This window comes from Yoonia maricola (assembly GCF_002797915.1).
GTDB lineage: Bacteria > Pseudomonadota > Alphaproteobacteria > Rhodobacterales > Rhodobacteraceae > Yoonia > Yoonia maricola.
The window spans coordinates 1,341,407-1,353,939 of sequence record NZ_PGTY01000001.1 but is presented as its reverse complement, the minus strand read 5'-3'; the positions used below and the strand labels follow the sequence as shown (position 1 = coordinate 1,353,939).

General features: G+C 56.6%; 13 protein-coding genes. 4 read left to right on the top strand and 9 right to left on the bottom strand.

What is annotated here, in order from left to right; translation table 11 throughout:
• Window positions 1-67: 67 nt before the first annotated feature.
• Window positions 68-946 (bottom strand): DMT family transporter, encoded by an 879-nt coding sequence (locus BC777_RS06950; protein ID WP_100367370.1) that lies wholly within the window; start codon window positions 944-946, stop codon window positions 68-70.
• 267 nt (window positions 947-1,213) lie between these two features.
• Here BC777_RS06950 and BC777_RS06945 point away from each other — a divergent pair, with 267 nt between their 5' ends.
• From BC777_RS06945 to argF, 3 genes are read left to right on the top strand one after another with little or no spacing between them, the layout of a single operon-like run.
• Complete coding sequence (locus tag BC777_RS06945) at window positions 1,214-2,395, top strand: aspartate aminotransferase family protein (protein WP_100367369.1); 1,182 nt, start codon at window positions 1,214-1,216, stop codon at window positions 2,393-2,395.
• Window positions 2,388-2,870, top strand: a complete 483-nt coding sequence (locus tag BC777_RS06940) for a GNAT family N-acetyltransferase (RefSeq protein WP_100367368.1) — start codon at window positions 2,388-2,390, stop codon at window positions 2,868-2,870. The genes BC777_RS06945 and BC777_RS06940 overlap by 8 nt, the downstream gene beginning before the upstream one ends.
• Window positions 2,871-2,908: 38 nt before the next feature.
• Window positions 2,909-3,814 (top strand): ornithine carbamoyltransferase, encoded by a 906-nt coding sequence (argF, locus tag BC777_RS06935; protein ID WP_100367367.1) that lies wholly within the window; start codon window positions 2,909-2,911, stop codon window positions 3,812-3,814.
• A gap of 66 nt (window positions 3,815-3,880) precedes the next feature.
• On the opposite strand, the gene BC777_RS06930 is transcribed toward argF, so the two are convergent.
• From BC777_RS06930 to BC777_RS06915, 4 genes are all read right to left on the bottom strand, one after another.
• Window positions 3,881-4,630, bottom strand: a complete 750-nt coding sequence (locus BC777_RS06930) for a YebC/PmpR family DNA-binding transcriptional regulator (RefSeq protein ID WP_100368037.1) — start codon at window positions 4,628-4,630, stop codon at window positions 3,881-3,883.
• 74 nt (window positions 4,631-4,704) lie between these two features.
• Window positions 4,705-6,486, bottom strand: a complete 1,782-nt coding sequence (locus tag BC777_RS06925; RefSeq protein ID WP_100367366.1) for an SLC13 family permease — start codon at window positions 6,484-6,486, stop codon at window positions 4,705-4,707.
• Window positions 6,479-7,399: a DMT family transporter gene (locus tag BC777_RS06920; RefSeq protein ID WP_100367365.1), complete on the bottom strand. Its 921-nt coding sequence runs from the start codon at window positions 7,397-7,399 to the stop codon at window positions 6,479-6,481. The genes BC777_RS06925 and BC777_RS06920 overlap by 8 nt, the downstream gene beginning before the upstream one ends.
• Window positions 7,396-8,211, bottom strand: a complete 816-nt coding sequence (locus BC777_RS06915; RefSeq protein WP_100368036.1) for a TIGR00282 family metallophosphoesterase — start codon at window positions 8,209-8,211, stop codon at window positions 7,396-7,398. The genes BC777_RS06920 and BC777_RS06915 overlap by 4 nt, the downstream gene beginning before the upstream one ends.
• Window positions 8,212-8,297: 86 nt before the next feature.
• On the opposite strand from BC777_RS06915, the gene BC777_RS06910 reads away from it, so the two are divergent.
• On the top strand, window positions 8,298-9,200 hold the full coding sequence (locus tag BC777_RS06910) for a DMT family transporter (RefSeq protein ID WP_100367364.1): 903 nt from the start codon (window positions 8,298-8,300) through the stop codon (window positions 9,198-9,200).
• Between the two features lie 96 nt (window positions 9,201-9,296).
• Here BC777_RS06910 and choV read toward each other — a convergent pair whose 3' ends face one another.
• The 4 genes from choV to choX are packed head-to-tail and all read right to left on the bottom strand — an operon-like array spanning window position 9,297 to window position 12,527.
• Window positions 9,297-10,304: a choline ABC transporter ATP-binding protein gene (gene choV, locus BC777_RS06905; RefSeq protein ID WP_100367363.1), complete on the bottom strand. Its 1,008-nt coding sequence runs from the start codon at window positions 10,302-10,304 to the stop codon at window positions 9,297-9,299.
• The gene (locus BC777_RS06900; protein WP_211095359.1) at window positions 10,301-10,708 is read right to left on the bottom strand and encodes a GFA family protein; all 408 of its coding nucleotides are present in this window, start codon (window positions 10,706-10,708) and stop codon (window positions 10,301-10,303) included. The genes choV and BC777_RS06900 overlap by 4 nt, the downstream gene beginning before the upstream one ends.
• Before the next feature lie 5 nt (window positions 10,709-10,713).
• Window positions 10,714-11,547 (bottom strand): choline ABC transporter permease subunit, encoded by an 834-nt coding sequence (gene choW, locus BC777_RS06895; protein ID WP_100368035.1) that lies wholly within the window; start codon window positions 11,545-11,547, stop codon window positions 10,714-10,716.
• 56 nt (window positions 11,548-11,603) lie between these two features.
• The gene (gene choX, locus BC777_RS06890) at window positions 11,604-12,527 is read right to left on the bottom strand and encodes a choline ABC transporter substrate-binding protein (protein ID WP_100367361.1); all 924 of its coding nucleotides are present in this window, start codon (window positions 12,525-12,527) and stop codon (window positions 11,604-11,606) included.
• Window positions 12,528-12,533: the final 6 nt, after the last annotated feature.

Below are 12,533 nucleotides of genomic sequence, written 5' to 3'. Positions count from 1 at the left end.
AATTCTACCTAAAGTAGAAAAGGGGCAAGATTTTGGCCGCATAAGGTAAAGAGCCGGCTATCGCTCGTCAGGCATGTATACGGCGTTCGCGCCATGCCAAAAGTGATGCACCACTCAGAATAGTGATAGCGCCGATAATGCTGATCCCATCAGGCCAGACATCAAAGATCAGCAAATCATAGAGCGTTGCAAAAATCAGCGTCACATAGCTGAATGGGGTGACAAAACTCGCATCTGCCCGCGCCATGGCATTTACGAAACAAGCCTGCGCTGTGGCCATGAGTAAACCCAAACCCGCCAACGCGCCCCATTGTGCAGGGGTGGGCATGCTCCATACCGGCAAGACGGCCAGCGTGGCGATACACAGGCCGATGGCATTATTGATCAGCAGGATCTGGAACGCTGCTTCGCGGTTGGCCAGTTTTTTGATAAAGATCAACTCCATCCCCATGGTGACCGCCGCACCCAAGGCCAGCAACCCCGCAAGTTGAAAACTCTCTGGTCCGGGGCGCAGCAGGATGAGCGCGCCAAGCAAGGCCATGAAGGCTGCAAACCAGCGCCAGCGTCCGACACGTTCCCCCAAAAGCGGGATGGCAAGCAGCATCCCGAACACCGGGTTAAGAAAGCTGATCGCTGTGGCATCCGAGAGTGGAATAAACGATACGGCGGCGAACATCAGCGTAACGCCACCCCATCCAAAGAGGGTCCGTCCGATATGTAACCCAAGGTGGGGTTGTGCGATCTTCGGTCGTATCACCACTGCGGCTGAGGCAATGGCCAGAAAGGCGAATAGAAACCGCCCATGGCTGATTTGCAGCGGATGGAGTGGCGGCCCAAGCGCATCGGTGCCCAGCGATTTTGCCATCACCATGGTCCCTGCAATGAATGCAGTCGCTGTCAGCATAAAAGCAACGGCGAGGGGCGGGTTGGCGGTGCGCAGGGTCATGCGCCATCAGTGGACCTATCGGATTGGGCTTTCAAGCGCCGATGTCGAAGGCCAAAAGTGGTGCCTCATATGGTCGGTGCTTTCTGGGGGTTCCCTGCGTCATAAAACTGCGTTAACACGTCCCTATGATGAATTGTGCAACAATTGAAAGCCGACGCCGACGCTAATTCGCGCCGCCTTTTGCCACGTCCATCTTAAACCTCTATCATTATTGACACACAGCCGTTGGTCCTGCACCAATCGAGCCTACGTTTAAGGAAGATCGCTATGATCGCATCTATTCTGCCGACCTATTCACGTGCCCCCCTGACCTTTGTGTCGGGCGAAGGGTCCTGGTTGACGGAAGCCGACGGGCGACGTTTTCTTGATCTGGGGGCCGGGATCGCGGTGAACGCGCTGGGCCATGCGCATCCTGCATTGGTTGAGGCTTTGTCGGGACAGGCAAATGCGCTTTGGCATGTGTCCAATCTGTATAATATTCCTGCGCAACAGCAGTTGGCAGATGCTTTGGTTGATAAGACCTTTGCCGATACCGTGTTCTTCACCAACTCAGGCACCGAAGCCTGCGAACTGGCGATAAAGATGGCGCGCAAATACTGGTATGACAAAGAGCAGCCCGCGCGGACCGAGATCATTACTTTTTCAGGTTCATTTCATGGGCGCTCCAGCGCGGGCATTGCTGCCGCCGGGTCCGAGAAGATGACGAAAGGGTTCGGCCCGTTGTTGCCCGGTTTCACCCATCTGGAGTTTGGTGATCATGACGCGCTGCAAGCAGCCGTGTCTGACACCACTGCGGCGATCATGGTGGAGCCTGTACAGGGTGAGGGCGGTATCCGCCCGCTTCCTGATGCTTGCTTGAAAGGCTTGCGCGATCTGTGCGACCAACACGGCATCCTGATGATCCTTGATGAAGTACAATGCGGCATGGGCCGTACTGGCAAGCTTTTTGCCCATGAATGGGCAGGGATCACACCAGATATCATGATGGTCGCAAAGGGCATTGGCGGGGGCTTTCCTTTGGGGGCTGTGCTGGCCACTGAAAATGCGGCTTCTGGCATGACCACCGGTACGCATGGTTCAACCTATGGCGGCAATCCGTTGGCTTGTGCCGTTGGTGCAAAAGTGATGGAAATTGTCAGCGATGATGCATTCTTGGCTGAAGTGAACCGCAAGGCAGGCCTGATGCGGCAAAAGCTGGAAGGGGTTGTTGCGGCACACTCGGACGTTTTTGAGGCGGTACGCGGCTCTGGCCTGATGCTGGGTCTCAAATGCAAGGCGGCGAATACCGATGTGGTCAACGCAGGCTTTGCAGAAGGTGTGCTGACGGTGCCTGCCGCTGATAACGTCGTGCGGCTGCTGCCTGCACTGAACATCCCGGATGAGGATATCGGACTTGCCGCACAGAGGCTTGATGCCGCGGCGTCCCATGTGATGGGGGCCAATGCGTAACTACACGTTTCGTCCGGTAACCGAGGCTGACCTGCCCTTGATGCGCCGCTGGCTTGATACAGCGCATGTCAAGGTCTGGTGGCCCGATGCGGACAAGCAGATTACGTTGATTGAAAACGATATGGATAATCCAAAGATAAATATGCAGGTGGTCAGCCTGATCGGCCAGCCCTTTGCCTATCTCTATGATCATGACGTACGCGCCTTTAATCTTCCGCAATTCGCTGACCTGCCGCATGGCACGCGCGCCATGGGAACCTTTGTCGGAGATAATGACTTCGTGGGGCAGGGCCATTCGGTGGCATATATCGAAGCATACGTGCGCAACCTGCGGGTCAAACACCCCATGGTCGCCGCAGGGCCCGGCACCACAGACACCCGCACCATCACTATATACCGCCAAGCCCGTTTCATGAACAGGCGTCTGGCAACCACCCGCGAAGGACGCCTTGTCCAAGTGATGACTCACCTTTGATTTGACCGGCCCTTTGCGGCCCCCGAAAAGCGAAACACATGACCCATTTTCTTGATATTCACACCACCCCTACAGATGCGCTACGTGACATCATCGATAACGCGCAGGCGATGAAAATCGCGCGCGCGGGCAAGCCCAAGGGCACGCCTGATGCCGAACAACCCTTGGCGAACCATATGGTTGCACTGATCTTTGAAAAGCCATCGACCCGGACACGCGTATCTTTTGATGTGGGTGTACGCCAAATGGGCGGTCAGACCATGGTGCTGTCCGGGGCGGATATGCAGTTAGGCCATGGTGAAACGATTGCAGATACCGCGCGCGTGCTGTCGCGTTACGTCGATTTGATCATGATCCGAACCTTCGAAGAACAAACGCTGCTGGATATGGCAGAATACGCGACCGTCCCCGTCATAAACGGGCTGACAAACCGCACACATCCTTGCCAAATCATGGCCGATATCATGACGTTTGAAGAACACAACGGTCCCATCAAAGGCAAAAAGGTCGTTTGGTCCGGTGACGGTAACAACGTTTTTGCCAGCTTTGCCCATGCGGCCAAGCAGTTTGATTTTGATCTGGTCTTTACCGGTCCGCCACCATTGGACCCGGAGCCTGCGCTTGAAGGGCTTTACACTACCGTGCGCGATCCCGATGAGGCGGTCCGAGGTGCTGATTTGGTTGTCACCGATACATGGGTCAGCATGCATGACCCGCAATCCGCAAGGGAGAGGCGGCATAATCAGCTGCGTGGCTATCAGGTGAATGACGCGCTGATGGCAAAGGCCAAGGATGACGCGCTTTTCATGCATTGCCTGCCGGCGCACCGGGACGATGAGGCGACCAGCAGTGTGATGGACGGCCCACATTCGGTGATCTTTGACGAGGCCGAAAACCGGCTGCACGCGCAAAAGGCAATCATGCGGCATTGTTTAGGGGTATGAACGGCCTGACTTAACGCAGAACCGACACGCGATTATATCTCTGACCCAGCGTCAGAGATATCACTACTACCCTTCCGCAAAGGCCGCCATCACTTCGTCCGACGCTTCAAAGTTTGATGTCACGCGCTGGACGTCGTCATCTTCTTCGAGCGTATCCAGCAATTTCATCAATTTGGTCAGCCCATCGACATCCAGTTCGGTTGTCATGTTGGGCTTCCAAATCAGCTTGGTCGATTCAGATTCGCCCAATTCCGCCTCAAGCGCATTTGACACATCGTTAAGGTCGGTATCCGCGCAATAGATGACATGGTTCTCATCATCGCTTTGCACATCTTCGGCACCGGCCTCAATCGCGGCCATCATCACGGTATCCGCGTCGGCAACATCAGCTGGATAAACCACCTCGCCTTTGCGATCGAACATGAAGCCGACAGAACCTGTTTCGCCAAGGTTTCCGCCATTTTTTGAAAACGTCGACCGTACGGTTGACGCTGTCCGGTTCCGGTTATCCGTCATCGCCTCGACGATCACGGCCACACCATTGGGACCATAGCCTTCATAGCGGATTTCATCATAATTCTCTGCGTCGCCGCCCTGCGATTTCTTGATGGCGCGGTCGATGACATCCTTGGGGACAGAGTTTGATTTCGCTTCCTTCACCGCCAGACGCAAACGGGGGTTTTTATCAGGGTCGGGGTCGCCCATTTTTGCGGCGACCGTAATTTCCTTGGCCAGCTTGGAAAACAGTTTGGAGCGCAGCTTGTCCTGCCGCCCTTTGCGGTGCTGAATATTCGCCCATTTGGAGTGGCCAGCCATGGCAAAAACCTCGTCTTGTGTCGCCTCAATCTGCGTCTCTATACGGCAAGCCACCCGACCCCCGCAACCCCGGCCTAAAGCGGCCAGATAAAGGGGATCACAAAGGAAACGATGGGCGCAAGCGACAGGTTCAGCGGAACGCCGAACTTCAAAAAATCCGAGAAGCGATACCCCCCCGGACCATAGACCAGCGTATTGGTTTGATAACCGATGGGCGTGGCAAAACTGGCACTCGCCGCGATCATCACAGCCACCACCAAGGGGCGCGGGTCAACACCCAATGCAGACGCTAGCCCTATGGCAATCGGGGTCATGACGACCGCGACCGCGTTGTTTGAGATTAACTCGGTCAGGATGCTGGACAGGAGATAGACAGCCAGCACGACAAAGAAGGGCGGTAGTACCAGCATGACTGGCGACAGTGTATCGGCAATGATCCCGACCGCCCCCGAGGATTGCAATGCAGACCCCACCCCCAGCATGGCGAAAATCAATGCGAGCAGGCGGCCGTCGACGTAAGAAAACGCCTCTTCCGCATCAATGCATTTTGTCATCAGTACGATCGTTACGCCAATCATCGCCAGCATCAGGATTGGAGCCACACCCAAGGCTGCCAAAGTCACAACACCCAATAACACGCCAACCGCCACGGGTGCGTGGCCGCGTCTGTAAGCGCGCTGTGATGGCTCGGATACATCGCCAAGGTTCATATCTTCGGCCAGACGCTGGATATCTTCAGGTGCGCCTTCCAGTAGCAGCGTGTCGCCGACCTTCACGACGATATCATCGATCTGTGCGCTGATATTCGCATCGCGCCTGTGCACCGCCAACGGGTAAACCGCGTAGCGCCGCCGCAACCGCATTGACCCCATACGCCGCTCCACCATCCGGCAATTGGGCGTAATCAGCACCTCGACGGTTGTGGTCTCGACCGCCGATACCTGATCGACCCTGCGTAGTTCCTTGTTGGATTGCAAAGACAACAGTTCTGTCATCTCGGTGCGCAGGATCACCCTGTCACCCACTTGCAATGTCACATCTTTCATGGCGCGGCGCAGCGAGGTATCGCCGCGGACCACATCAATCAGGCGTACGCCGTCGCGCTTGAACAGCTGCACCCCTGTCACCTCGCGCCCAATCAGGTTGCTGTCGGGGGGAATGAGGGCCTCGGAGAAGAATTTTTTCTTTGATCTGTCCGACAACATCGTCGCCATACTTTGCCTGTCAGGTAGCAGGCGCGGCGCCATGAAATAGAGGTAGGTAAAGGTCCACAGGACCACCACAACGCCAATAGGAAAAATCTCAAGAATACCAAAGGGCTCCAACCCTGAGGCGCGCGCCACGCCATCGACGAGCAAGTTGGTCGAGGTGCCCAAAAGTGTCATTGTCCCACCCACAATCGCGGCATAACTCAGCGGGATCAACAGCTTGGATGCTGAAGTCCCCAGTGTCCGCGCTAATTGCACGAAGACCGGGATCATCACGACCACCAAGGGCGTATTGTTCATGATCGCACTTGCAAACGCCACAAACACCAACCCGCCCCCGATCGCCCGCGCAGGGCTGACTTTGGCTTGTCGCTCGGCAATCTGGGTCATGGCGTTGAGCGCGCCGGTCCGCACCAAAGCACCTACGATGATGAACATCGCGGCAATCGTCCAAGGGGCAGGATTGGCCAGCGCCATCACTGCGGCCTCATAGGGCAGCACGCCGGTGGCCAGCAAGATCGAGACGCCGATCATTGCCACCACCTCAGTCGGATAGACCTCGCGCAGGAACATCACGAACATGCCCAACACGACCGCCATGGTCAGGATCGCACTCTGCGTCTGGCTCAGGAAAAGATAATTACCCATGGGTTTGAGTTTCGCCCAGCGGTTCAGATTGGGCAAGCCGTGGTTGCACAAGGCTCAGCCCGGCCGCTAGGCAGACAAGTGCGGCCCATATCCACAGGCTATAGGTCTCACCCAACAGTAGCATCGCCCAAAACACGCCTGACCCTGTAACAATATAGCTGACTTGGCCTGCAAAAACCGACCCCGCCCGCGCGATCAGCCAGACATAACCGGAGTAGACGAGGACATGGATGATGGAACTCAGCAGCATCGTGGCGTCTGCAAGAATGAAGGGTGACTGCGGTACAAAGAACTGCCCAGTGCCAAGGGCCAGCGATAGCGCAATGATCGTTCCGATGGCGGATGCCCCAAAAAGCACCTGAAACGGATCCAGCCCCGCGGTGCCCCAGCGCGCTACGATATTTCCTTCGCAGGCATAGCAAAATGGCGCAATCAGCGCCAGAGGCAGAAAGGCGATCATGGCGCGTTCCAGCAAGCTAGCCTCGGGCAGGGCGATCAGGGCGACACCAATCATACCAAGGCAAAGTCCGCCTAAACGACGCAGCGAAAACCGGTCATTACCCAATGCCAAGGCAATCGGAAAGGCCATCATCGGGATTGTCGCGATGACAATTGACATGATGCCAGAGGGCAGATGAAAGGCCGCGCGAAAACTCGTGTAGCCAGGGATCAGCGTGCCAATGGTCGCGATCATCAGCCACACGCCCAGCGTTTTGATGGTGAACGGCATCCGCCCCATCTGTCGCCAGCGCAAAACGCCCAGCAACACAGCCCCAATCAACATTTGCCAAAAGACGATGCCAAACGGCTGATACCCTGCCGTCACCGTGATCTTGATCAGAGGCTGTGTCAGCCCCCAACCACATCCCAGCAGCAACAAAAACCCTGTCAGCTGCATCCGCACAGAGATCATACAGGCCCCGCTTGGGACAACCGGCCACCTTGGCGGATCATCGCGACCTTGGTCGCTTTGCCTGTCAGATTGTCAGTCTCGACATAGAGGCCGGACAAGGTTGCCTCCTCGGATGCAGGGGTAAAACGTGCCTTCGGCATGCCGGTGATGAAACGGCGCATTGGTTCTGCCTTCTCCATCCCGATGACTGAGTTGTAATCGCCGCACATGCCCGCGTCGGTCATATAGGCAGTGCCACCGGACAGTATCATCGCGTCGCCTGTTGGCACATGGGTATGGGTGCCGACGACGATACTTGCACGTCCGTCGCAGAAATGGCCGGTGGCCATTTTTTCGGACGTGGCTTCGCAATGGATATCAATAAGGCTGGCGGCGACTTGGCCGCCCATCGGGTATTGGCGCAGGACAGCATCGAGTGCTGAGAAAGGATCATCGAAGGGGCGCTTCATAAAGACCTGACCCAAAACCTGCGCCACCAAAACCTTGCGTCCGCCGGGTGCGTTGAACACGCGCGCGCCGACACCGGGGGCGGCCTTGGAATAGTTCATCGGACGAATGATGCGCTGTTCTTTCTCGATGAAGGTCAGCATATCCTTCTGATCAAACGCGTGGTCGCCAAGGGTGACGACATCAGCCCCTGCGTCCAGCAGAATGTTGGCGTGATCACCCGACAACCCCATCCCAGAGGTCGCGTTTTCGCCGTTCACAACGACAAAATCGAGCTTCCATTCAGCACGCAGCCGGGGAAGGTGGGTGGTAATCGCAGCACGTCCCGCGCGGCCCATGACGTCGCCAAGAAAGAGTATCTTCATGTTTGCGTTGTTACGGGCATCGTTGCCATTCATCCAGCGGTTTTTGTGCGCTTGTACTCAGGGGCGCTTGGTGTAACGGATAGGGCATGGAAGCCCAATCGCTATCGCGCCCAATCGTTGGCATCTTCTGGATGCTGTTTACCGGACTGATGTTTGTGGCCGTGACAGCGGTTGTCAAACATGTGGGCGATGACGTGCCGGCGGCGCAAGCTGCGTTCTTGCGCTACTTGCTGGGGCTGGTGTTTCTGTTGCCGATGATCAAGCCAATCATGGCAGCACATCTGACGGGGCGGCAGAAAAAGCTCTTTTGGGCGCGCGGGTTGGTGCATACGCTGGCGGTGATCCTGTGGTTTTTTGCGATGGCGCGGATACCTCTCGCAGAGGTAACGGCGATGAACTACCTCTCGCCGGTTTATGTGTCACTTGGTGCGGCCTTGTTCTTGGGCGAACGCTTGCCCCCACGCCGTTTGGCGGCGGTGATCATGGCGTTGACCGGGGCGATGATCATCCTTCGCCCCGGCGTGAAAGAAGTTGAACTGGGGCATATCGCGATGCTTGTTACGGCCGTTTGCTTTGCTGCCGGGTATTTGATTGCGAAGCAACTGTCGGGTGAGGTGTCGGCCCCTGTGGTGGTCGGCATGCTGTCGATTACGGTGACGGTTGGGCTGGCGCCATTTGCCTGGGCTGTGTGGGTGACACCCACCCTACCGCAGTTGGGGTGGTTGTTTTTGGTCGCCTGCTTTGCGACCGCCGGGCATTACTCCATGACGCTGGCCTTTGCCGCCGCACCGCTGACCGTAACGCAGCCGGTGACATTTTTGCAGCTGGTCTGGGCCGTGCTGCTGGGCGCCGTGGTCTTTGGCGAGGCGGTCGATGGTTGGGTGATCTTCGGTGGGGCGGTGATCATGGCGTCCGTCAGCTTTATCACATGGCGCGAAGCCGTCGCACGGCGCAAGATAATGCCAGCGGTGCCTGCAACAAAGGTTTGATACCTCCGGCGGACGTCGAAATGAAAAAGAAAAGCTTTGGGAGAGCTTTTCCATTAAGAACGGGTGAAGCCCGATTGGACGAAGAAAGATGAGGGGTTAACTGGGGCTGAGCCGTGCGAGCAGCGAGGCTTGCGTGACCACGCCGATGGCTTGGCCGTTTTCGGTGACTTGCAGGCCGGTGCCGTCGATGCTGTGGATGATATCTTGCACAGGTGTTTCGGCGTCGATTGTGGGGCCGTCTGATGCGCCGTTGGTCATCACATCGCGCGCAGTTAGGACACCCAGCGGGTTCATGTGCGCGACAAAATCTGCCACATAGTCGTTCGCCGGGTTTGTAAAGATATCGCGCGGCGTGCCGCATTGGACGATGCGTCCGCCCTCCATAATCGCGATGCGGTTGCCCAGTTTGAAAGCTTCGTCCAGGTCGTGGCTGACAAAGATAATCGTACGTCCGCGTTCCTTTTGCAGTTCCAGCAGCTCGTCTTGCAGCCGTGTACGGATAAGAGGATCGAGGGCTGAGAAAGGCTCATCCATTAACAGGATCGGCGCATCTGTGGCAAAGGCGCGCGCAAGACCTACGCGCTGTTGCATGCCGCCGGAAAGCTCGCCAACCAAGGCATCCGCGCGGTCGGCAAGGCCGACCATCTCCAATTCCTGATCCACACGTTTGATCCGCGCGGCCTTGTCCATCCCGCCCAGTTCCAGACCAAGCCCGACATTGTCGCGCACCGACCGCCATGGCAGCAGACCAAATTGCTGAAAAACCATCGAGACGCATTCGCGTCGTACCCGGCGCAGATCATTGGCCGAACTTTTGCCCACGCTGCACGACCAACCGCCGTCGTGGATACGCACTTCGCCACGGATCACTGGGTTCAGCCCGTTGACAGCCCGCAGCAGCGTGGATTTTCCGGAGCCTGAAAGGCCCATCAGCACAAGGATTTCGCCGACCTCGACGTTCAGTGAGCAGTTGTGCACGCCCAATATCTGGTCGGTCTTCTCGCGGATTTCAGGGCGCTCCAACCCTTCATCCATCAAGGGCAGCGCGGTTTTCGGTTTGCTTCCAAAGACAATTGAGACGTTATCAAATTCAACGGCGTTCATGTGTCGTCTTTCATTGGGGTAAAGCGCAAAATACCCGCATCACGGGCTTCGCCAATGTCATTGGGGTGGTTTTGGCCATCATGCACGAGGACTTCGGCCAGAAATGGGGTTTGCGCTTCAAGGCAGGCGAGGTTGACGCCGATTTCATCGGGGTCAGAACGGCGGCGGTGGTGCGTGTATATCCCACAGATCTTGCAAAAATAGTGCTCCGCGACCTTGGTATTGAACTGATATAGCGTCAGGCTCTCGCGCCCCGCCGTATAGGTGATGTCGTCTTTTGCAGCTGACACGGCCACCGCCCCGCGCCGCGCGCAAAGCGAACAATCGCAACGGCGTGCAGATGCGACCCCCTCTGACAAGGTCACTGTAAATTGCACCGTGCCGCAATGGCAGCTTCCACGCATCACAGTCATTTCTGTTTCACCCGCAGCATCCGGTCCAGCATGATGGCGACGGCCACGATGACCATTCCGGATTCAAACCCTAGCCCGGGATCGTTGCGTCCAAGCGCCTGTACAACGGGTTTGCCCAACCCATTTGCCCCCACATAGGCCGAGATCACGACCATCGACAGTGACAGCATGATGACCTGGTTCAGGCCCGCCATAATTTGCGGCACGGCATAAGGCAATTCGACTTTCCAAAGGCGTTGCGTGGGGGTCGCGCCAAAGGCGTCGGCGGCTTCAAGCAATGAGGTCGGCGTGTTGGATACCCCCAGATAGGTCAGTCTGATCGGCGCTGGCAGCACAAAAATCACCGTCGCGAATAAGCCGGGTACCATGCCAAGCCCGAAAAAGACGATCGCAGGAATAAGATACACGAAGGCAGGCAGGGTTTGCATAAGGTCAAGTACGGGACTGACGGCTTGATATGCGCGCGGACGATGCGCCAGAAAAATGCCAATGGGCACGCCAAGCCCCATGCATACGACGCAGGATGACAGAACCAACGCCAAGCTATCGGTTGTCTCATCCCAATACCCTTGGTTAAGGACAAACAAGAGGCAGGCAAAGACAAGCAAACAGACTTTCCATGAATTTTGCAAAAACCATGTGAGCAAGACAAAGGCTATGATGACCACAAGCTCTGGCGGCGTTTGCAGGCACCAGACGATGCCATCAATCATGAAATCCAATCCGTCGCTCACCGCATCAAAGGCTGGGCGGCCATTATCCTTCAACCAGTCAACGGCATTCTCGGACCAGTCACCGACTGGAATTTTATTGTCTGTCAGCCAACTCATACCCGTCCCCATCGCGCATAAAAAGAAGAGCGCAAGCTGCGCTCTTCCTTCATGGTTTACTCTGCCAACGCAGTGGTGACGGCTGCAACGGCATCACCGCCGTCTATAGTCGTCACACCGTCAAGCCAAGCAGTCCATGCCGTCGGATTGGCTGCGAGCCAAGCCTTCGCTGCGTCCTCAGGATCAACATCATCGTTCAGGATCGCGCCCATGATCTCGTTCTCCATCGCAAGAGAAAATTCAAGATTTTGCAAAAGCTTGCCTGTATTTGTGCATTCATCGACATAGCCTGCACGCGTGTTCGTCGCGACGGTTGCACCGCCAAGGTCCGGGCCAAAATAGTCATCGCCGCCGGGCAGGTAAGTCATATCAAAGTTGGCATTCATCGGATGCGGTTCCCAACCCAGAAAAACAATCGCCTCGTCGCGATCATCTGACCGTTCAACCTGCGCCAGCATGCCTTGCTCAGAGCTTTCGACCACCTCAAACCCGCTGAGGCCAAACGCATCGGCGTCGATCATGTCTTGGATCAGGCGGTTGCCGTCATTTCCAGCTTCGATGCCATAAATCTTGCCGTCCAAGGCGTCCGTCGCTCCGGCGATTGATGCAAAGTCAGTTATGCCAGCGGCAACACCGGCAGCATTGGTGGCAAGCGTGTATTTCGCGCCTTCAAGGTTCATGCGGACCGTATCGACGGTGCCCGCGTCGCGGTAGCTGGCAATGTCACCTTCCATCGTAGGCATCCAGTTGCCAAGGAATACATCGATGTTGCCCTCGGCCATTGACGCATAAGTGACGGGCACAGACAAAATGTCGGTTGTCGTTTCATATCCCAGCGCCTCCAGCACGATCGATGTCGCGGCAGTCGTCGCGGTGATATCCGTCCAGCCCACGTCAGAGAAGCGAACCGTGTCGCAGTCAGCAAAGGCAGGCACCGCGGCGCAAATGGCCAGGACGGATAGCGTTGATTTCAATTTCATTTCTTT

Coding starts and splice junctions, on each gene's coding strand:
- BC777_RS06950 (WP_100367370.1), bottom strand. CDS start 946: ATGACCCTGCGCACCGCCAACCCGCCCCTCGCCGTTGCTTTTATGCTG.
- BC777_RS06945 (WP_100367369.1), top strand. CDS start 1,214: ATGATCGCATCTATTCTGCCGACCTATTCACGTGCCCCCCTGACCTTT.
- BC777_RS06940 (WP_100367368.1), top strand. CDS start 2,388: ATGCGTAACTACACGTTTCGTCCGGTAACCGAGGCTGACCTGCCCTTG.
- argF (WP_100367367.1), top strand. CDS start 2,909: ATGACCCATTTTCTTGATATTCACACCACCCCTACAGATGCGCTACGT.
- BC777_RS06930 (WP_100368037.1), bottom strand. CDS start 4,630: ATGGCTGGCCACTCCAAATGGGCGAATATTCAGCACCGCAAAGGGCGG.
- BC777_RS06925 (WP_100367366.1), bottom strand. CDS start 6,486: ATGGGTAATTATCTTTTCCTGAGCCAGACGCAGAGTGCGATCCTGACC.
- BC777_RS06920 (WP_100367365.1), bottom strand. CDS start 7,399: ATGATCTCTGTGCGGATGCAGCTGACAGGGTTTTTGTTGCTGCTGGGA.
- BC777_RS06915 (WP_100368036.1), bottom strand. CDS start 8,211: ATGAAGATACTCTTTCTTGGCGACGTCATGGGCCGCGCGGGACGTGCT.
- BC777_RS06910 (WP_100367364.1), top strand. CDS start 8,298: ATGGAAGCCCAATCGCTATCGCGCCCAATCGTTGGCATCTTCTGGATG.
- choV (WP_100367363.1), bottom strand. CDS start 10,304: ATGAACGCCGTTGAATTTGATAACGTCTCAATTGTCTTTGGAAGCAAA.
- BC777_RS06900 (WP_211095359.1), bottom strand. CDS start 10,708: ATGCGTGGAAGCTGCCATTGCGGCACGGTGCAATTTACAGTGACCTTG.
- choW (WP_100368035.1), bottom strand. CDS start 11,547: ATGAGTTGGCTGACAGACAATAAAATTCCAGTCGGTGACTGGTCCGAG.
- choX (WP_100367361.1), bottom strand. CDS start 12,527: ATGAAATTGAAATCAACGCTATCCGTCCTGGCCATTTGCGCCGCGGTG.